Annotated in this window: 17 protein-coding genes and 1 pseudogene; 7 read left to right on the top strand and 11 right to left on the bottom strand. The window is 51.9% G+C overall.

Features of this window, described 5'->3' with window-relative positions; translation table 11 throughout:
• Positions 1–120: 120 nt before the first annotated feature.
• From EDF78_RS22570 to EDF78_RS22545, 6 genes are all read right to left on the bottom strand, one after another.
• Positions 121–2211, bottom strand: coding sequence for a YjbH domain-containing protein (locus EDF78_RS22570; RefSeq protein WP_166654488.1), 2091 nt, complete (start codon positions 2209–2211; stop codon positions 121–123).
• On the bottom strand, positions 2211–2963 hold the full coding sequence (locus tag EDF78_RS22565; RefSeq protein WP_133823937.1) for a capsule biosynthesis GfcC family protein: 753 nt from the start codon (positions 2961–2963) through the stop codon (positions 2211–2213). Before EDF78_RS22565 ends, EDF78_RS22570 begins: the two co-directional genes overlap by 1 nt.
• On the bottom strand, positions 2960–3616 hold the full coding sequence (locus EDF78_RS22560) for a YjbF family lipoprotein (protein ID WP_133823936.1): 657 nt from the start codon (positions 3614–3616) through the stop codon (positions 2960–2962). Before EDF78_RS22560 ends, EDF78_RS22565 begins: the two co-directional genes overlap by 4 nt.
• Before the next feature lie 75 nt (positions 3617–3691).
• The gene (locus tag EDF78_RS22555) at positions 3692–3907 is read right to left on the bottom strand and encodes a hypothetical protein (protein WP_133823935.1); all 216 of its coding nucleotides are present in this window, start codon (positions 3905–3907) and stop codon (positions 3692–3694) included.
• A gap of 287 nt (positions 3908–4194) precedes the next feature.
• Positions 4195–4881 (bottom strand): EAL domain-containing protein, encoded by a 687-nt coding sequence (locus EDF78_RS22550; RefSeq protein WP_133823934.1) that lies wholly within the window; start codon positions 4879–4881, stop codon positions 4195–4197.
• Positions 4882–4954: 73 nt separating this feature from the next.
• Positions 4955–5551, bottom strand: coding sequence for a helix-turn-helix transcriptional regulator (locus EDF78_RS22545; protein WP_133823933.1), 597 nt, complete (start codon positions 5549–5551; stop codon positions 4955–4957).
• Between the two features lie 1227 nt (positions 5552–6778).
• Between EDF78_RS22545 and EDF78_RS22540 the strand changes: the two genes are divergently transcribed.
• Entirely contained in the window at positions 6779–8311 is a 1533-nt protein-coding gene (locus EDF78_RS22540; protein WP_133823932.1) for a methyl-accepting chemotaxis protein, read from the top strand.
• Between the two features lie 49 nt (positions 8312–8360).
• Here EDF78_RS22540 and EDF78_RS22535 read toward each other — a convergent pair whose 3' ends face one another.
• Positions 8361–11075: a cation-transporting P-type ATPase gene (locus EDF78_RS22535; RefSeq protein ID WP_133823931.1), complete on the bottom strand. Its 2715-nt coding sequence runs from the start codon at positions 11073–11075 to the stop codon at positions 8361–8363.
• Positions 11076–11363: 288 nt separating this feature from the next.
• Between EDF78_RS22535 and EDF78_RS22530 the strand changes: the two genes are divergently transcribed.
• From EDF78_RS22530 to EDF78_RS22520, 3 genes are read left to right on the top strand one after another with little or no spacing between them, the layout of a single operon-like run.
• Complete coding sequence (locus tag EDF78_RS22530) at positions 11364–12461, top strand: efflux RND transporter periplasmic adaptor subunit (RefSeq protein ID WP_208294495.1); 1098 nt, start codon at positions 11364–11366, stop codon at positions 12459–12461.
• Entirely contained in the window at positions 12461–15526 is a 3066-nt protein-coding gene (locus EDF78_RS22525) for an efflux RND transporter permease subunit (protein ID WP_133823930.1), read from the top strand. The genes EDF78_RS22530 and EDF78_RS22525 overlap by 1 nt, the downstream gene beginning before the upstream one ends.
• Positions 15523–16488 (top strand): acyltransferase family protein, encoded by a 966-nt coding sequence (locus EDF78_RS22520; protein ID WP_133823929.1) that lies wholly within the window; start codon positions 15523–15525, stop codon positions 16486–16488. Before EDF78_RS22525 ends, EDF78_RS22520 begins: the two co-directional genes overlap by 4 nt.
• On the opposite strand, the gene EDF78_RS22515 is transcribed toward EDF78_RS22520, so the two are convergent.
• Complete coding sequence (locus tag EDF78_RS22515; RefSeq protein WP_119826971.1) at positions 16485–17033, bottom strand: XRE family transcriptional regulator; 549 nt, start codon at positions 17031–17033, stop codon at positions 16485–16487. The genes EDF78_RS22520 and EDF78_RS22515 overlap by 4 nt on opposite strands.
• A gap of 98 nt (positions 17034–17131) precedes the next feature.
• Between EDF78_RS22515 and EDF78_RS22510 the strand changes: the two genes are divergently transcribed.
• Both EDF78_RS22510 and EDF78_RS22505 read left to right on the top strand, forming a co-directional pair.
• Positions 17132–17800, top strand: coding sequence for an AzlC family ABC transporter permease (locus EDF78_RS22510; RefSeq protein WP_119826973.1), 669 nt, complete (start codon positions 17132–17134; stop codon positions 17798–17800).
• The gene (locus EDF78_RS22505) at positions 17797–18120 is read left to right on the top strand and encodes an AzlD domain-containing protein (protein WP_119826975.1); all 324 of its coding nucleotides are present in this window, start codon (positions 17797–17799) and stop codon (positions 18118–18120) included. The genes EDF78_RS22510 and EDF78_RS22505 overlap by 4 nt, the downstream gene beginning before the upstream one ends.
• A gap of 59 nt (positions 18121–18179) precedes the next feature.
• On the opposite strand, the gene EDF78_RS22500 is transcribed toward EDF78_RS22505, so the two are convergent.
• On the bottom strand, positions 18180–18461 hold the full coding sequence (locus tag EDF78_RS22500; RefSeq protein WP_133823928.1) for an RHS repeat-associated core domain-containing protein: 282 nt from the start codon (positions 18459–18461) through the stop codon (positions 18180–18182).
• A 59-nt stretch (positions 18462–18520) separates the two neighbouring features.
• On the opposite strand from EDF78_RS22500, the pseudogene gpmA reads away from it, so the two are divergent.
• Positions 18521–18601 (top strand): annotated as a pseudogene (gpmA, locus tag EDF78_RS25865) (2,3-diphosphoglycerate-dependent phosphoglycerate mutase); the annotation flags it as partial.
• A gap of 52 nt (positions 18602–18653) precedes the next feature.
• Here the strand turns inward: gpmA and EDF78_RS22495 are convergent.
• Both EDF78_RS22495 and EDF78_RS22490 read right to left on the bottom strand, forming a co-directional pair.
• Positions 18654–19667, bottom strand: coding sequence for a tetratricopeptide repeat protein (locus EDF78_RS22495; RefSeq protein ID WP_119826981.1), 1014 nt, complete (start codon positions 19665–19667; stop codon positions 18654–18656).
• 26 nt (positions 19668–19693) lie between these two features.
• Positions 19694–20880: RHS repeat-associated core domain-containing protein (locus EDF78_RS22490; protein ID WP_208294494.1), on the bottom strand; the 1187-nt coding region annotated here is incomplete at its 5' end.

Below are 20880 nucleotides of genomic sequence, written 5' to 3'. Positions count from 1 at the left end.
GACAACAGGTTTATAATAATGGACTACAGAAAGCACCCTCTGACCGTCGTGACGGTCAGAAGCAAAAAGTGAAATAAGAATTTCCGTAAGCCCGTCAACCGGTGACGGGCTCAAAGGGGATTAAGGCAACTGCGGTGTATCTCTGTCTGATGTAATTCCGTATAAGCCGTACTGCCTGCCCAGCATCTGTCCACCGTCACGCGTCAGTGGTGTCCAGCTGATAGTTGGCGTGCTGCGTGTTGGTCTGACGGTTAACAAATCCAGCGGAACCGAGATATAGAAGCCCTTGGTAAAGGAACCTTCGCCATACTCGTCTTTAGAAACGTTGGTCAGCGTGGCATACGCGCCCACCGTCACGCCGCTGTCAAAGCGTTTGGAAAGATCCAGCGTGCCGCCTTTATCTTTTGCCAGATACTGACCCACGCTCATTTTGACCAGCACGTTATCCATAAACTCCGGTCGCCAGTAGGCGGTCAGGTTGCCGGTCGCCGCTTTATAATTCGTGAAACGCATCATGTCATCCCAGTCGCGCTGTTTGACATAATTGGCATCAATACCGAATGCCCAGTCAGAATCCAGTGGCCGGTAAAGCACTTCTCCCCCTGCGCCGCCGTACATCATTTCCAGATAGCCGCCGTAGAGTTGTCCGTAGAAACCGTTACCCAAATACCGGAAGTAGTTCGCCTGCAGGTTATTCACATACACATCGTTCTCAACGTATTCGCGGATATGAGTCCGCACGCGCGGCAGCGAAGAATCGTTGCTGACGCCGTTATACCTGAACTTATCGTAGTTATTGGCGATATTCGCGAACACACCGCCGTCGATCAGCAGATGATCCGTCAGCCAGTAGTTGGCATCCGCCAGCGCACCGACCTGGTACATATAGAAGCTTTCCGGGCCGCCGACGGACTGTCTCAGCACCGGTGACAGGCTGTAATTGAAACGCTCCCTGCCGATGAAGAATCCCTGCCCGACGTCGGTGACAGGTTCAACCCGTTGCTGCGCCAGTGGTTGCTCATGCCCCAGCGGATAACCCTGTTGCTGCTGACGCAAAGCCGCCACCGGCGTTTTGGTCGTCACCATCGGCATACCAAAGCGGTTCTGGGTGACTTCCAGCGTATCGACATTGGCAGGCAGGTTATTGAGCATAATGACATTCGCGCGGTCTACGCCCCGGGTGGTGTCGCGGTATTTATCCTGCTGCCCCGTCACGTTCAGGGTGTTATCGCGCATGTCGATACGCGGTTCGCTGAACCCGGCATTGCCTTTCAGGTCTGCCAGCTGACCGGCCGCCACACTGTAATTGACGATACCGGCACTTTGTTGCTGCGGCGCATACGCCGGTACCGGTTCATCAATCTGATGAGGCACCCAGTCGTTCAGGTTATTGCGCAGGGTGAAACCGAACATAAAGGTGTTGCCGCGCTCATAGCTGGCGTTGACATCCATCCAGCTGGTCAGGCGATACACCGCGCCGACGTTAATTTTACTGTTCTGTTTCAGCGCACCGGCAAAATCATCCTGATAATTATTGCCGTCATATTCCACTTTCAGGCGCAGTGGCTGCCAGGGAGTCTGGTATTCGACACCGCCGAATATTCCCGCCGGCCCACGGAACATATCATCAAGTGAGATATCGCCGGTGGAGTGACTCTGAGCACGGGTACAATATTTGTCGCTGGCTTTACAGAATGGATTGGTGATATTGCCGCTGTTGCCGATATAACCCCAGCCGATACCCAGCGTGAAATCGAAGGGTCCGGCGGCTTTACTGGCGGCAAAATACTCACTGTCAAACAGGCCAGTCCCACCGATATCACGCTTACCGAAGGCAACTTGCGGCAGATAATACCCCTCTTCCCACAGTCTTAATTTCACATCGAAAGACTTGTCTTTATAGGTCTGACTGCCGCTGAAGTTCGGATCATTGCTGTAAAGCCGGTCGCGCACATCGGTGTAACGCAGGGTAGTTTCCAGCCAGGGAAACAACGCCATCGAGAGCGAGTAAAAACGGTAAGCATCGTTATCACGGTAGTTGGCGCTGAACTCCCCTTCTTTGGGAATACGCGCGGTCGGTGTCTGTAAAAGCCCTGCGCCGCCGAAATCAGACTGTGAAGGACCAAGAGGTTCATTATAGGTCTGCGCCCCGGCAGAATGCGCACAAACCACGGACACAGCGAGCAGGCTGAGAATATATTTTGGTTTCATCATTCAGGCACCCGGTGCGTCAAAACAGAGATAATGTCTTGATTAAGGTTTTTATACTGGCGCGGCAGCGTCCAGTGAGAAAAACCGACCCAAATGACACTGCCTGGCTGGGCCTCCACGTGGTGCTGATTCCAGTAAGCGACCGGCGCAATCCGGACAGTTCCATCGGCATCAATCACCACGGCGTTATTCCGGTTGGCACCAGAAAGAAACTGATGATCCGCGAGATATTCGCTAACCGACCGTCCCGCGACCCACGGCTGTTTTCCTGCACCGCTTATCGCGCCCAGCAGCAACACCTTGTCGGGGCGCGTTGTGACGAAAACGCTGTACTCCCCCTGTAACCTGCGATTAGCGGCATTGTTATTGAGGATCAGGTCCGCATCCATCGACGTAAACTGACGGCCGATAACCCGCACCCCCTGTAACTGACGGATGACGTTGTTAATGGTTTGCCCGGTATCTCCGCTTTCCGTGGCTGCCCAGGCTTTAAGCTGGTTCTGCAGGTGCACATACTGTTGCTGCGCCTGAGGCGTGGCTGCAGGTACGGTAATCAGGGTGCCAGGCGCCCAGGAATGGCGAATCAGGGCAGACTCCGCCATCATCTGACGCATATCTTTAATATGGCTGAGAACCTGCGCGGGCTGTCCCTGAGAAGGATCAGCCACGCCGGTATAAACGGTCACGCTGGCATCAGAAAATGCCATCCCCGGCAAAGTGCAAAGCATGAAGACAAGCGTTTTTATTTTCATGCTGGTGGGATCTCCGCGTTGGCAGGCTTGAGCAACGTAATACTCACCGGCATATCTGCTCCCAATCTCTGTTCGCTTTTAACCACCCGTCCGCTTTGCGGGTCAACCCAGAAAGTGTTTTGCCAGTGGTCGCCGGTAGTCTGCAGCGTCACATCCTCATGCCACACCTGACAGACGACAACACTTCCGGCCAATGTCAGGGTTTCATCCTGCTGACGGCTGAAGCGGGATTCAACAACGGAAGACAACGGCTGCTTGTTCTCCGTCCAGCGCATCAGCCGTGTCCAGCTCGCTCCTTCATGCAAACTGGCTGCGTGCAGTAACGGGTCTTGTTGCAGATTGGTGACTTCCAGCAAATCACCCGCCGAATAACCAGCGGATCGTATCAGGCGGCCATTTTGGGTAATAAATACCACCTGATCGCCGGTACTCCATTTTTCAAAACCGTCCTGGCGATAACCGACCACAAAAATTTGTGCAGACGTAGGCAGCGTTAAATAAATGCTGCCGTAAGGAATATCGGCAATTCTCTGTGGTGATACCACAACGTCCTGCGGACCTTTAACGGCAACCTTAAAAGTATCAACCAGACTGTTTTGCGAGGGGGAGCAGGCTTGTAATAAGAGGCAAAGAAACAATAAGGAATAGCGCACAAGTGATTCCCTGTATCTTTATTTTAATTCGGGAAAATAACCACACGGATGTGTGGTTATAATTAATTAACACTATTAGCGTGAGGTTGTGGTGGTCGTTGAAGTATTGGTGTTGCTATTACCATCACCATCATCGTCACCGACAGCAATCAGACCCACTGCCAATATCGTACCTGCGGTACCAACCACTACCGCAACGGTTGCCCCTGTGCTCAGTGCAGCAGCAGATGTTGACTGCGAATATAGCGGCAGCATCATCAGGGCAATAATAGAAAGTATAAATTTTCTCATAATTACTCCTCTTCAATTGACAGTCATATTGTTCACCCAATAACCAATGGGCTCTTTGAGTATATCAACAGAAAATAATAATTCTTCAAAATTTACCTCTGGTATATTTTAGCTATGCTACCGCCCCTGGTTTACGGCTACCAATTTGCCAAAATATAAATCCGGTAATAATTTGCGCAGTTTTCCCTCGCCAAAATATTGCAGGCGATAACGACTCAGACGCATATAAAAACCACGATAATTAGCTCTGCGTGCTAATTACCAGGCTATTATAAAATTTACATCTTTCAAAAAAATGACTGTACTAACTCATCCTGACTATAAGGCTGCCATAATGTTCCTTGCATCGCCCGGATATCACTGCCGCTTAAATACTCAATATGTTGCGAATTCTCGACACCATTGACAATAACGCCACGACAATAGGGCCGGAGATGGTCGATCACTTTTCTTAAAGACTGAGTTCCCTGGTGTTGCCAAAAAAAGACCTTACTGATTTTTATATATTCAAATTTTTCACTCATCACCAGTGTAAGGCTGGTGTGTCCTGCCCCAAAGTTATCCAGCCATAAAGGGCAGCACGCTGCTAAAGACTGAAGCACCGGGCATTCCTGCCCGGCATTGAACTCGCTAAAATCCTCTTTCACTTCTAGTCTTATATATTTGTGTTGTTGTAGAACTTTTTGTATCGCCAGATTGTTAGCAATATGCGCAGCAATCTCATAGTCAATATTGATCGACAGTAAAAAACCATTGGCGATAAATATATTTTCATTCATACAGGCTGTCGTCACCTGCTCAAAGAATCCCCTCACCTTTTCTTCAGCAGAAAACGGTGAAGTGTAATCCAATGAATTTTCGCTGCTTTCTCTTTGGTCTGTTTTCTTAACCAGCTCAAAACCAAGTATCACTCCGGAGACGGACACGATAGGTTCATAGATGAAGCCAGGATGACTTCTTTTAACTGATCGCATTTCATACCCCTGAAAAAATAGCAACGCCTGACGCACTTACCTGCATGAGCAAGGCCGGCTATAAATTTTCTACTTATTTGGCAACTCTGTTTCCCACGGCATGTTTGTGCAAAAAAAACAAAGCTGAACTGCTGCTGGCATCAACGCCTATTTTTCTTAATGAGTTGCATTTATGAACACTTATCGTTTTAACACTGAGCTTAAGAATATTTGAAATGCTGGTGACGGACAGTCCAGACATCATCATTACCAACACTTTCTCCTCCATCTTGGTGATATTATAATTGAAGGCTTCTTTGTTAATCGCACTTCCCTGAAGCAGGATGAATTGTTCGACCAACCTCTCGACATCTGGCAGTGCGTTCCTCTTCTTAAGAAACTTAAACTCCTTTTTCAGCAAAAGCTCGAGCATTAACATATCAACCGCTGAAGAAACAACCAGAATTCTCTCCGGATCCAATATATTCAGATTTTCTCTCAAAAACTCATAACACCTGTGGAAGCCACCGCCTGATGGGTCAATAATCAAGTAATCTTTCGCATACAAATCCATCCCAACATTCTGGTCAAACGGGATGACATTGTTAACGTAAGGCAGCTTCTTGGAGATTATTTCATTCAACGCCAACCTGGTGAATTGGCACTCACTCCAGATTATTACCCGGGGCATTGGGCCGCCTAAATTGTGTGGTTTTAAAAACGCTCAAATTCTGCCTCGTCAATCCGGGGAAGAATAAAGCACTCTCAGCATGATATAAGAAAAACGAATGTTAAATTCGCTCTCCATCATATTTAAAACTTTCAAGTAACTGTATGTAGAGTAATACGCAGCCGAAACTCTTCAAATCGTTTTTCTCGCTCATAATTACACCCAACAATAGGTTTCACCGATCGATTTACACTTTCCTATCGTTAAACGAATGACTTCTTTCTAGGCCGATTCTTACACTTATTCCTAATAACTAACCAAAATGTGACGTATTCGACGCTTTTGATGTTTTTAACACCTTAGATCTAAGAATTTTCTCAGGTGGAATAACTCTCATTTAGACAATTCCATCAATGCATACATTCATCTTAATTTTTACATTAAAACAGGATATCTCTCTTTTTTAAGTATTATTTTAGTTTTAGCTTTTTACGAAAATTAAACATTTATATTTCATTCCTGAGTGCTTTTCCGAAAAACTGCTTAAAAAATCTAATCTATTGCTTTTATATACATAGTTATGCATAGCCATTAACCTTGTTATTTAACCATAAGCTCACCAAGAGGATTCCTAATAAGTAAGAAAAGCCGCCTAATGGCTGCTATTTCAGACAAATATGGGTAATTATCTGATTTTTACTCACAGCAAATATCAAGAGTATTCTTAAATTAATTCCCATTTCTCGTTAAATCTCTGTATAAAAAGTGAGACATTCCCTTTGATGAGTCTTTAGCTATCAGATAACTCGTGGAAATATAAAAAAAAGCAAGTTTTACAATTTAGGAAAGTTGCAGAAAATAAACGCGTTAACTGGCCAGTAAAAGACCAGCCTGGCGGCTGATTGCATGTTTTAACGGCTGACAGGTGATTGCAGCAGAGCCTGTTTACTCTTATCCCACCATGCCGCTTAGAATTATCCCGGTCGCATTTCTTGTGTTTACCGGTAAGTCAGGCTCGTGGAGGGACGTCATGAACATTGGCTGACATCTGGCTAAGCGAAGTCGTCTTTCCGGCTCTATATGGCATAACTGATTTGAGGGGGCACTCCCTTTACCCGCTGCAAATGTGAGTGCTCGTTCCACTCAACCCCACAACACAACCTTCAGTTTACAAATCATTATTAAAGTAATAACAAATCATGGCCGATGCTTTCCTTATGTTATGGCTCATAAAATAAAAGGTAAGCTATGAAAATCTCCACAAGATTATTCGTCCTTGTTGGTTCTGCCCTGCTCGGCGTGGCCTGTGTCGTGGGTTCCGCATTGTATTCATTGAATGACTCTCTGATTGAAGGCAGAAAGGCTGAAATCGTTAATTTGCTGACCAAAGCCGAGCATATCTCGCGGTATTACGTGCAACAGCAGACAGCCGGAAAATTGAGCCAGGCCGCCGCACAGGAAGGCGCAAAGAAAATGCTTTCCGAACTGAACAGCGGATCCAAAAGTTATTACTGGGCTAACGATGACAAAGATTTGACGGTCGTGCACCCCAATCCTGATCTGATCGGCAAACGCTCCGGTGGCAACCATACTCCATCAGGCATCGTCGATAATGAAGCCTATAAGCAAGCGGTGAAGCAGGATCACTTCGGGCTGGTTGATGTACTGGTTAAACGCAGCAAAGACGAGCCGTTGCAGCCGAAGTTGCAGGGCGTGGTGCTAATTCCTGAATGGAACTGGATGCTCGGCACCGGGTTCTTCTATGACGACATTAATGCCAGCTTCTGGAAAATGGCATGGGAATTGTTGGCCATCTCACTGGGGATTTTCGTGATAGTGAGCGTGATTGCAGGTGTCATGACTCGCAGTATCCGCCGGACATTGGGCGGCGAACCGGATATTGCTGCCAATATCGCCGCGCAGATTGCTTCCGGCAATTTAGGCGTTACCGTGAAGCTGGCGCCAAATGACCGCTCAAGTCTGATGTACACACTCAATGAAATGAAGCAAAAGCTGCGCGAACTGGTGCAGGAAATCCAGTTGTCGAGCGATGCTATCGCCACCGGTGCGAGCGAGATTTCCATGGGGAATACGGATTTGTCACAGCGCACGGAAGAACAGGCGTCATCGCTGCAGGAAACCGCAGCCAGCATGGAAGAGATCACCGCCACCGTCACCCTGAATGCCGATAACGCCCGGCAGGCCAGCCAGTTGGCGGTGAAAGCCTCTTCCGCCACGCAGCACGGCGGAGAAGCCATGAGCCAGCTAACGCAGACCATGCAGCGGATTTCTTCAGAGTCTCAGGACATCGTGCAGATCGTCAGTGTGATTGAAGGCATCGCGTTCCAGACCAACATTCTGGCGCTGAACGCGGCGGTGGAAGCGGCACGGGCAGGAGAAGCCGGGCGCGGTTTCGCGGTGGTCGCCAGTGAGGTACGGACGCTCGCTCAGCGCAGTGCGACGGCGGCGAAAGACATCAAGAATCTGATTGGTGAATCAGTCACGCGGATCACTGACGGTTCCAGTCAGGTGACGCTGGTCGGTGAGCGCATGAATGAAATTGTGCAGTCAATCCGTCAGGTGAATGACATTATGGATGAGATCGCCTCCGCCTCGTCAGAGCAAAGTATCGGTATCGGGCAGGTAAACCTGGCGGTCACACAGATGGATGGCGTGACGCAGCAAAACGCCGCGTTGGTGGAACAGGCCGCCGCTGCCGCGGCTTCACTGGATCAGCAGGCGAACCAGTTACGACAGACGGTGACCGTGTTTACGTTGTAGCCTTACATCCCCCTGAGCAGGCAGCATGCTACTTGCTCAGGGGTTAGCCTTAGCTCGCTTTACGCCAGCTGCGGGTCAGTACTTTCTCTATCTCGACAATCACAAACAGCGCAACACCGATCAGCAAACCGATAATCCAGTAGATGAACGGCAGCGGACGCGTGCCGAACAGCGTGTTCATCAGCGGAACGTAGATAATGATCGCCTGCAGCGCAAACAGCACCACGGTGACAATCCAGATACCTTTGTTTTGCAGCAGACCGCGACTGAGTGAGAAGTTATCCGAGTCACGGCAGTTGATCATGTATACCCATTGCGCGGTAACCAGTGTCTGCAGCAGCACGGTGCGGATGAATTCCGGCTCATAGCCGCGTGGCTGTAGCCAGGCTTCGAGCATGAAGGCGCTGATGGAAATCAGCAACCCGACAAACGCCACGCGCCAGATAGCGTATCTATCCATCACGTGCGCGCTGACGTTACGCGGCGGACGACGCATCACACGGCTTTCGGCCTTTTCAAATGCCAGACCGAAGGAGAGCGTTGCGGACGTCGCCATGTTCATCCAGAGGATTTGCACCGGCGTAAGCGGCAGAAAATTACCCATCAGAATGGCGATAATAATCAGCAGCCCCTGCGCCAGGTTGGTCGGCATAATAAAGAGGATGGTTTTTTTCAGGTTATCGTAAACCCGTCGTCCTTCCCTGACCGCATTGGCTATGGTGGCAAAGTTGTCGTCTACCAGGATCATGTCGGCGGATTCTTTGGTCACTTCCGTCCCTTTGATACCCATCGCAATGCCGACGTTAGCCTGTTTCAGCGCCGGTGCATCGTTCACCCCGTCGCCGGTCATCCCGACAATCTCTCCGGTATCCTGCAACGCTTTCACCAGACGCAATTTATGTTCCGGACTGGTACGGGCGAAAATATCGAACTGTGTAGCCGCCGTTCTCAGTTGCGCGTCATCCATATGTTCCAGCTCATAGCCGGTGATGGAGTTCCCGCTGTTGCCGATGCCAAGCATTTTACCGATGGCCATCGCGGTTTCCTGATGGTCACCGGTGATCATCTTGACGCGGATCCCGGCCTGCTGGCATTCGCCAATCGCCACAATCGCTTCGGGACGCGGCGGATCCATCATGCCCGCAATACCAATCAGCACCATGCCGTGACTGAGTTCCGGATGGTCCAGCGCGGTAACTGGCTGACCGACCGGCTTCCAGGCCGCCGCCACCATGCGCAGCCCTTCGCTGGCATATTGTGTGATCGCCGATTCCCAGTAGGCATGATCCAGTGGCACCGCGCCTTCCGGTGTCTGCTGGAACTGACAGAGTTTGAGCAGCACATCCGGCGCGCCGGTCAGCATGATCTGCGACTCGCCGTTTTTCTCGCCGGCCACCGCCATATATTTGTAGAGCGAATCGAACGGGATTTTACTGCTGAGGCTGAATGCCAGTTCCGGCAGATGCGCCTTGGCGGCCAGCACTTTCAGCGCCCCTTCGGTCGGACCGCCGGTAATGCCCCAGTGCCCCTGCGCATCCTGCTTCAGCGTACTGTCGTTACAGATATCCACGGTACGCAGAAACTGAGTCAGCAGCGGTGACGAATCCGCAGGCTGCGGTGTCGCCGCACCGGCGGGGGTAAAGCTGCCCATCGGTTCGTAGCTGTTGCCTTCCACCGTCCAGACATTATCCGCCAGAATGACCGCTTTCACGGTCATCTCATTCATGGTCAGCGTACCGGTCTTATCCGAACAAATCACTGACATCGCGCCCAGCGTTTCCACAGTCGGCAGTTTGCGGATAATGGCTTTCGAGCGCGCCATGGCCTGCACGCCGAGGGAGAGAATAATAGAAATGATCGCCGGTAACCCTTCCGGCACCGCCGCCACCGCCAGACTGATAACCGACAGCAACAGTTCGCCAAACGGAATATCGCGCAGCAGATAGCCGAAAATCAGCAACGCCACCATCATGAACAGAATAATGATGAAAATGGATTTGCCGAGTTTGTCGATCTGCACCAGCAGCGGCGTTTTGTTGTCTTCTATAGAAGAAAGCATTTCATTGATGTGACCGAGTTCCGTCTGACCGCCGGTCGCAAACACCACGCCGCTGGCCGTACCGGAACTGACGGTGGTACCTGAAAACGCCAGATTTTTGCGATCACCGATGGATTTTTCGCCTTCCAGCGAGTCGGTTTTTTTCGATACGACGGTGGATTCACCGGTGAGAATGGCCTCTTCGACCCGCAGGTTATGCACATCGATCAGCCGTAAATCGGCAGGGATTTTATCGCCGGGGCGCAACAGCACAATATCCCCCGGTACGATCTCGTCGGTAGCCACGGTAACCTGCTGGCCGCCGCGTAATACCAGCGCCTCACTGGAAAGCATATTCTGGATGCTCTTCAATGATTTTTCAGCATTATTCTCCTGAATGAAGCCAATCAGGGCATTGATTACCGCCACGCCTAATATCACCAGCGTATCAACCCAGTGCCCCATAATCGCGGTGATCACGGCAGCGGCAAGCAATATATAAATCAGGATATCTTTAAAGTGGGAAATAAACTTAATAAATAGAGATTTACCTTCTTTTTGCGGCAGGACATTCGGACCGTAATGTTTTAATTTGTTTTGTGCGTCTTCGGGAGATAGCCCGTCTGGCCCGGACTGCAACCCTGCCAGACTTTCTTCTACACTTTGCTGATACCACAGTTTTTCTGTTGTTAATTTATTCACAGAATGTGGCGCTGGGTTATTCATGATGCCTGACTCCTTGACCCCTGAAATGGTTCATAAATGAAGCGGGTAATGAATGAATTGTCATGATGTTTTCTGGCAAGATGCTTAAAGCTGTATAAACTATAATATACCGTGTTAAATAGTGTTAATTCCCTGCTTTAAAAAAACAATTAGATAAACAAAAACAAGAAGTCGCTTAATAGTCTCACTGAAAATACGTCAAAGCAGAATATAGCGGTGCCTGACACTAAAGCCCCTGAGTATTCTGCCGGTATTTATTATTTCGCGCGTGGTTTGCATGAGGGAAGTATGTTGAACATCCGTTTTTCTCCCGCTCTGTTACTTTTGTTCCTTCTGTTCCTGTTAAGTGCCTGCGATCAGAAAACCGCAGACGCCCCTGTTCCGCCACGTCAGGTTAAAATCGCCACCGCCGAAGCGGCCAGTCCGCTCAGCACCCGCGTTTTTCCGGCCCGTATTCTGGCGGGGGATAATACCGACATCGCTTTCAAGCGCGCAGGCCAGTTACAGACGCTGGATGTGCGTGAAGGCGAAGCGGTAAAACAAGGGCAAATCCTCGCCCGCCTGACCAATAATGATGCCCGTCAGCGACTTAACGATCGCCAGAGCGCCGCCACGCTGGCGCAGCGCCAGTTCGAACGTTATCAGACGCTGGCACGGCGCAACGTGGTGTCGCAGGCGGAACTGGAAGTGCACAAAGCCAGCCGGGATTCCGCCGCCGCCGCGCTGAAAATCGCGCAGGAAGAACTCAATGACCTGAACCTGACCGCGCCGTTCAGCGGAGTGATTGCCCGGCTTTCCGTGCGCAATCATCAGGTGGTGGCCGCCGGTCAGCCGGTGGCGACTATCAGCCGTGCCGATGTGCTGGATGTAATATTCAGCGTGCCGGAAAACCTGTTTACCAGCCTTGATATGCGTAATGCCGGTTATCAGCCACGGGTGCGCATCAATAACCTGCCCGACCGCGAATTCACCGCCACCTATAAAGAACACACCGCCAGCAGTGAAGCCAATTCGCTGACCTGGCAGGTGACGCTGACCATGCCGCGTCCGGAAAACTTCCCGGCCGTGGCCGGGTTAAGCGGCACCGTGACGGTCAATCCGGCCAATCTCGCCACGGCAACACCGGCAGAGACGCTGGTGATCCCGGTTGAAGCGGTGTTTAACCCGGACAGCAGTCAGCGCAACAACGCGCACGTCTGGCTGGTCGCCGGTGAGGGCGACACCCTGCACGTCGAAGACCGCAAAGTCACCGTCGGCGAGCTGACCTCGCAAGGCATTGAAATCACCGCCGGACTGCAAAAAGGCGACAGAGTGGTTGCCGCAGGCGTGGGCGAACTGCACGCTCAGCAGCCGGTTCGCATCTGGGTCAGGGAACGGGGACTGTAATGAGCATTAATGACAGTTTTATCAATAACCCGACGCGCGTCTGGCTGGTGATCCTGCTGCTCGGGGTGGGCGGGCTGATTGCGTTATTCAATATCGGCAGGCTGGAAGATCCGGCATTTACCATCAAAACTGCCGTAGTGTCGGTGCAATATCCCGGTGCCTCTTCCCAGCAGGTCGAGGAAGAAGTCACGCTGCCGCTGGAAAATGCCCTGCAACGCCTGCCCTACGTCGATAATATTTCGTCTATTTCCGCTGTCGGCTTATCGCAAATCACCGTCAATATTGATTCCCGCTATCACTCGTCTGAACTGCCACAAATCTGGGATGAACTGCGCCGCCGCGTCAACGACGCCACCTTGCAGTTTCCGCCCGGTGTCAGCCCGCCGTTTGTGAATGACGATTTCGGGGATGTGTACGGTTATTTTTTCTCGATCTACGGCGACAATTTTACCAACCCGGAACTGCGTAAATACGCCGAACAGTTGCGCAGGGAACTGGTGCTGGTGCCCGGCGTGGGGAAAGTCGCCATCGGCGGCATCATTCCTGAACAGGTGAATATCGAGATTTCCCGCGCCAAAATGGCGGCCTACGGCGTCACCCTGCCGCGCCTTGCCGACGTCCTGAACCGGCAGAATCTGGTGTCCGACGCGGGCAGCATGACGGTCGGCAGCGAGTCGATCCGTCTGCATCCGAGCGGCGGATTTCAAAACATTGATGAGCTGAATAATGTGCTGATCAGTCCCGCCGGATCCACCCACAGCATTTATCTGCGCGATATCGCCACCGTATCGCAGGGCGTGAGCGATCATCCGGGCAATATTTACCACGCCAATGGCCGCGACGCGCTGACCCTCGGCGTCTCGTATATTCCCGGCGTCAATGTCATGAATATCGGCCACGCGATCGAAGCGCGGATGCAGCAACTTTCAGCCGATAAACCGGCGGGGATCCAGCTGAAAGTCTTCTATGATCAGGCCGCTGAAGTGAAGAAATCCGTCGACGGCTTTATCATTAACTTCCTGATGGCGCTGGCGATTGTGGTCGGCGTATTGCTGATCTTCATGGGGCTGCGCAGCGGCATTATCATTGCCGTGTCGCTGGCGCTGAACGTGCTCGGCACCTTGCTGATCATGTCTTTGTTCGGTATCGAACTTCAGCGGATCTCCCTCGGTGCGCTGATCATTGCGCTCAGTATGCTGGTGGATAACGCGATCGTGGTGGTGGAAGGCGTGCTGATTTCCCGCCAGCAGGGTAACCCGCTGATGAACGCCATCTCGCACATCATTAAACGTTCCGCCCTGCCGTTACTGGGCGCGACGGTGATCGCCATTCTGGCGTTTGCGCCGATTGGTCTTTCGCAGGATTCCACCGGCGAATACTGTAAATCGCTGTTCCAGGTGCTGCTGATTTCGCTGATGCTCAGCTGGGTGACCGCACTGACGCTGACGCCGGTGCTGGTAAAATGGGCGTTCGCCAATATGAAAGTGGCGGAGAAAAAACCCGACGAACAGGCCGACCCTTACGGCGGCTGGATATTTCGCGTCTACCGGCGTGTTCTGTCCGCGTTGCTGGTGCGACAGACTGTGACACTGACCGTGCTGGCGGCGTTGCTGGTGGCCTCCGTCTGGGGATTCGGCTTCGTGCGTCAGAACTTTTTCCCTTCGTCCAATACACCGATTTTCTTCGTCGATTTGTGGATGCCCTACGGCACCGACATCAATTACACCGCGCGCATTGCCGGGGAAATCGAGAAAAAGATCAACCATCAGGACGGCGTGGAAAACACCGTCACCACCGTCGGTCAGGGCGGAATGCGCTTTATCCTCACTTATAACGGCCAGCGCCAGTATTCCAACTACGCGCAGATCATGGTGCGTATGGACGATCAGCGGAAAATCGCCGGCCTGATTGAACGCACCGAACAGGATATTGCGCAGCATTATCCCGAAGTGAATGCGCGGCTTAAACGCATCATGTTTGGCCCGTCCGGCGACAGCGCGATTGAAGTGCGCATCAAAGGATCGGATCCGGATACTCTGCGCCGGATCGCCAGTCAGGTGGATAAAATTATTCTTGATGACGAGTCGGCAGACGGCGTGCGCAACGACTGGCAGGATCGCAGCAAAATGGTGCGTCCGGTGTTCTCGCCTTACCTCGGACGCGAACTGGGCGTTGACCGGGGTGATGTCGACAGCGCCTTACAGATGAATTTCAGCGGCAGCACCGTCGGGATTTTCCGTGACGGCTCGACGCTGATGCCGGTGGTCCTGCGTCCTCCGGCGGCGGAACGGCTGGATGTCGATCACATGGCGAACATCATGGTGTGGAGCCAGACGCGCCAGCAGTTTATCCCGCTGAGTAACGTGGTCAGTGATTTTAAAGTCGAATGGGAAGATCCGCTGATCATGCGCCGTGACCGCATGCGGATGCTCACCGTGCAGACCGATCCGGATCCGGCCAGCGGCGAGACGTCCGGCGATATGCTGGCGCGTATCCGGCCGCAGATTGAGGCGCTGACCCTGCCGCACGGCTACAGCATTGAATGGGGCGGCGACGCGGAGAATTCCGCCGAGGCGCAGCAGGGCTTGTTCACCACGCTGCCGATCGGCTTCCTGATGATGTTTATCATCACCGTCCTGATGTTCAGTTCGGTGAAAAATGCCATCGCCATCTGGCTGACCGTGCCGCTGGCACTGATCGGCGTCACTTTTGGTTTCCTGCTGACCGGGATCCCGTTTGGATTTATGGCGCTGATTGGTCTGCTCAGTCTGAGCGGGATGTTAATCCGCAACGGCATCGTGCTGGTCGAGGAGATCGGCCAGCAGAAAAAAGAGAAAAACCAGACCGAAGCCATTATCTACGCCGCCACCTCGCGCCTGCGGCCGATCCTGCTGACCGCCTTCACCACGGTGCTGGGACTTGCGCCATTGTTGCTGGATGTCTTTTTCCAGAGCATGGCCGTGGTTATTATGTTCGGGCTGGGATTTGCCACAGTGCTGACGCTTCTGGTTCTGCCTGTGATTTACAACTGTTTCCATCGTGAAGGACAACGACGCACACAATGAACACCACGGGACTGAACATTATTAAAACGCTCGGCTGCCTGACCGCCGTGACCTTTTTTACCGTTTATAACACCTACGATAATTACAATTACAATCACGACAGTATTCTGGCGTTTCTGACCTTTATTTCCACCATCGCCACGCCGCTGTTTTTCGTGGTGACCGGCTATATGGATGCCGGTTCGCAGCACACATCAGAATGGCAACTGAAGAAAATACGCGGCATCCTGACCATCTTCATTTTCTGGTTCTCCATTTATTACTTATGGAGTCCCTATCAGAAAGGCTATCTGATCCAGCCGTGGTTTATGTTTTCACTGGTGATCATTTACACCTTTCATCCGGTGGTCGACTGGCTGGCCAAAAGGCGCATTGTTCTGGCGGTGCTGATCGCCGGGCTGCTGATTTTCTCGTATGCCTACGATCTGCTGGCGATCTATTACACGGAGAATAAAAGCTTTTCGACCCCCGCGCAGTTCCGTATCTGGACATGGATCCTGTTTTACCTGACCGGTCAGTTGCTGTATGACCCGGTGGTTTCCGCGCTGTATGGCCGCCCGCGGGTGGCAAAAATCGCCGCCATCGCCATCCCCTTTGTGTATGTTTTCACCTGGTATTATGAAAAGTATTTCTTCTTTTCCATCTTCAACGTCGAGCGCAACAGCTTTATCCTGACCGGCTCGCAGGTTTATATTCTGGTGGTATTGATCATTATCGCGGCCAACGGCGTCAAACAGGATGCCACGCGTTTGCCGGTCGGCGAGATGGTCAGCTCACTGGGTAAAACCATGACCGGTGTGTATATCCTGCACTACACCGTGTTCAATTTATTGATCCAGTGGATCCCGATCAATTCCCTGACCGCCAAACTGTTCGTCATCCTGCTGACCTTCCTGCTTTCAGTGCTGTCTTCCATGTTGCTGCTGAAGAATAAAATAACGAAGAAGCTGATTACGTTTTAACTCTGCTCCGATACCAGCACCGCCATGGTGTCCGGTTCCAGCGCCCGGAAGATGTGTTCCACGTCGGCGGGATAGGAGATGTAATCACCGGCATTCAGTTCCACCGGTGAATCCACCAGCCCGACGAGGGCGCGCCCCTGCGTGATGATGATGTGTTCCACTGACCCCTGCGGATGCGGGCTGGAGATGCGGTCGGCACCCGGCTGGGTGGTCAGCAGGTAAATATCCCGGCGGGCGGCAGGCGGACAGGTGGCGAGCAGCACCGCTTTATAATCTGCCAGTTCCGCCACGACTGTCGGGCCTTCGCCCCGGCGGATCACCTGCATTTTGTTCACTTCCGGCTCCATCAGTCGCGCGAAAGGAATATTCAGCGCCACACACAGCGCCCATAAGGTTTCCAGACTCGGATTGCCATTACCTGCTTCCAGCTGGGAAAGCGTGGATTTCGCAATGCCCGCTCGGCGCGCCACTTCCGCCAGTGACAGGCCAGCCCGCTGGCGTTCGCGCACCAGACCCTTTGAAATCACGCTGATAGGTTGAGACATAATCGTGCCCTGATCAATATAACGAACGATCGTTCGACTTGAAGAACGATTCGGAAGCGTTCATTATAATGGAGACTTGTTCGATATGGGATGAAATTATGCGTGCGCGTTTCTTTTCACCGCTGGGAAATGATGTGGTGAAAGCCATTTTTCTGGTGTGTCTGGCCGACGGTCTGGTCGGGATTTCGTATGGCTCGCTGGCGGTGGCAGGCGGCTTTCCACTTTGGGTGCCGCTGGCGTTATCGTTGCTGGTGCTGGCCGGCGCGTCGGAGTTTTTATTTATTGCCATTGTCGGCGGGGGCGGCAGTCCCTTTGCTGCGGCAGCGGCGGGATTACTCGTCAATGCGCGCCATTTACCCTTCGGGATTGCTGTCAAGGATCTGGTGGGCAGCAAGGCCATGAGCTGGCTCGGTTGTCACATCATGAATGACGAAAGTGTGGTGTTCGGGATTTCACAACCGACGTATGAAAAACGCAAAACCGCCTACTGGCTGTGCGGCGCGGGTATCGCATTATTCTGGCCGGTCAGCGTGATTATCGGGGCATACATCGGGCAGTTCATTCCCGATATCAAAGCAATTGGCCTCGACGCGGTATTTCCGGCGATCCTGCTCGGGTTGATTTTCCCGGCGCTGCGAAACCGCCGGACGCGGATCCCGGCCTCCTGCGGCGCGCTGATTTCTGTCGCCACGGTGCCCTTTGTGCCCGCCGGAATGCCGGTGCTGTTTTCACTGCTCGGATTGCTGGCCTGGAGGAACCGAAAATGACCTCACACAGCCTGATTATTGCCGGTATCGCCGTTCTCGCAGCGGGAACGTTTCTGATGCGCGTGGCTGGTTACCGGCTCGGTTCGCGGCTCAACTTTTCACCCGCCATGCAGACGATGCTGTCGGATTCGGCAACCACCTTATTGCTGGCGGTCGCGGCCACGTCGGCGCTGTTTGAAGGCCAGCATTTCGCCGGTTATGCGCGGATAACTGGCGTCGGTGTGGCGTTGTTTTTAGCGTGGCGCAAAGCCCCGCTGATTACGATTATTATCGCGGCGGCGGCTGTCACGGCGCTGATGCGCTGGATGGGCGTTCAGTAATGCAGAACACAAAATCATAGAATGCTTATACAAGCTGAGAGATTTCTTAATTGTTTTTATCAGGAACATACGCTTCCCAGCGTCGGATCGTAATACCGGTGGCGGTTGTAGTACAGCCCTGACTCCTCATCATAATGCTGGCCCTGCTGATTTATCAGGGCCAGCGGTGTGCCCAGGTGGTCGCAGCAGTACAGATGCACCACCGGCGGCGCGGTTTCAGGCACCGGTTGCAGCAACGGCAGCAGGCGCGCCGGCGTCAGCTGCGAGGCCGCCAGCAGCTGCCGGCTTTGTTCGCACAGCTCGCCCGCGCGCAGGTCCTGCTCCAGACGGTGTATCCGCACGGCGACCTCCGGCGGGAAGACGATGTCCGCGTCCTGCTCAAGCCGCGCCACCAGCGTCGGCACCGGTGAAATATCTCGATAACTTGAGCAAAGGAGAAACCCTGGTACTGAACATTCCTACCGGCGTTACGCTGGTTTACTAACTCGACCTAATCCCCTGATACATATAAAATGATTGGCTAACATGATGTCCTATTTCCACTCAGGCATCATATTCGTACACTCCGTCCCCCCTTTTGAAGTGTCATTTTCATCAGCAGGCGTTGGATACTTCTTAATATATTCCCTGGCTAACAACTCGCCCTGTTCAAGTTCTTTAGATGTTAGGTTCTTTTCTATTTCCTTTTTCGAATTATTTGCATCTTTGCTCCCATTATAAAATGCTACTGAAAACCATGCGTAAGCATATAAGTAATTTAATGGCAGGCCGGAGTTGGCATTTGAATACAGAATACCTAAGTTATTTTGTGCCACAGGATACCCCTGACAAGCTGATTCATTTAACAGCTTAATGGCTTTGTTTTTATCAAGGGGTAAATTCCCTATTTCCTGTAAATAATATAATGCCAGCATGTTCCGTGCTTTCATCGATCCAATTTGTGCTGATTTTGCATACCATTTTATCGCTTCATCGTGGTTTGGTTGTGTACCTATGCCAGAGCTGTAAATATAACCTAAGTTGTTCATTGCAATTGTGTTATTTTTTTTTGCTGCTTTCATCAACCAATAAAGCGACTTGGTATAATCTTGAACTCCTCCTGCACCATTCAAATACATCATTCCTAGATTAACCTGTGCTTCAATCACCCCATTCTCCGCAGCTTGCCTATACCATTCCCTGGCTTGTTGATCATTTTTGTCAACTCCTCTACCATTTTCATATGAAGCTCCAAGATTATATTGAGCTATTGCATATCCTTGGTCTGAAGCTTTCTTATACCAATAAACTGCTTGTGAGTAATTTTTTTCCACACCTTTGCCATTTTCGTAAAGAAAACCAAGTTCAGACTGCGATTTCATATCACCTTGCTTAGCTTTAAGAATCAATTCATTTATATTATTATCGCTAGCATTTCTCTCTTTTATGTGCGTGATAAAAAATTCTTTCATAGTTTTGTTTGGGATCCACTCCAACAAACAGGCCGAAAGCAATAATCCTGACGCTAAAACCACAGCAACGACACCACGAATAATTTTATTACTCATTATTTAATCCTATTAATTTATAAATATCATTCTCGTTGACTATAAGAAACCAAACTGTCTATCAGATAATCAGACCATTGGCCTTGTAAGTCCGAGGAACCATGATTTATAAAACTTTTACTACAAGTGAGAGCTAACTTCTTAGTATCCCTTTCATCTTCAACAATCATATCTTTAGCGACATCCTCAATACACGCAGCACCTTTTGCAGCTACCGCTTTAAAGGTGGTCGCAGCACTGATACCGGCCATACCAATAACTGCTGAACCGACTGCAATTCCATGGACATATTGCCCCAATGGGTTATATACGTTATGCATTTTTTCATTGTTTTTTATCACTTTTTTAGCATCTTCAGGTGATAGGTAATTCTCTGCGGAGCCAATACCTTGGCAATACTTATCACCACCCACGCTGCCAAGTCCTAATCCCGCTAATCCTAATGGATCTACTTCTTGTGCCGGATTTGAGGTGTAACGATACAAATTCCATCCCCCCAATAACCCAATCGGGTCCTGCGTGATATACCTGCCCAGCGTCGGATCGTAATACCGGTGGCGGTTGTAGTGCAGCCCCGACTCCTCATCATAATGCTGACCCTGCATGCGGATGGGCTGGTACATGCGCAGCGGGTTGCTGCCGTCCACCTGATTGCCCCACGGGTCGAACTCTGCCCGCCAGTCGACGTGGCCCTGCGGGTTTATCAGGGCCAGCGGCGTGCCCAGGTGGTCGCAGCAGTACAGATGCACCACCGGCGGCGCGGTTTCAGGCACCGGTTGCAGCAACGGCAGCAGGCGCGCCGGCGTCAGCTGCGAGGCCGCCAGCAACTGCCGGCTTTGTTCGCACAGCTCGCCCGCGCGCAGGTCCTGCTCCAGACGGTGTATCCGCACGGCGACCTCCGGCGGGAAGACGATGTCCGCGTCCTGCTCAAGCCGCGCCACCAGCGTCGGCACCGGCTGGCGGATGCCGCCCGCCATGCGCAGCAGCGGCACGAAGCTGCCCGGCTGATACAGCGTGTGGATGCGCTGGCCGTCGCGCTCTGACACCACCAGGTTGTCGCCCTCCCAGCCGTACCACGTCAGGCATTCCGGCTCCAGTTCCTGGCCGTGCGGGCTGATGCGCAGGGTGCGCTTGCCGACGCGCCTGCCCAGGGGGTCATACAGGTAATGGCCGTGGCGGGTGCTGTGGCCGTCGCCCCAGCTCAGGGTGTGGC

The sequence above is a fragment of the Rahnella sp. BIGb0236 genome, from assembly GCF_004364755.1.
Taxonomy (GTDB): Bacteria; Pseudomonadota; Gammaproteobacteria; order Enterobacterales; family Enterobacteriaceae; genus Rahnella; species Rahnella victoriana.
Note: the sequence above shows the minus strand (reverse complement) of the source record. Positions and strands in the feature narration are given on the sequence as shown.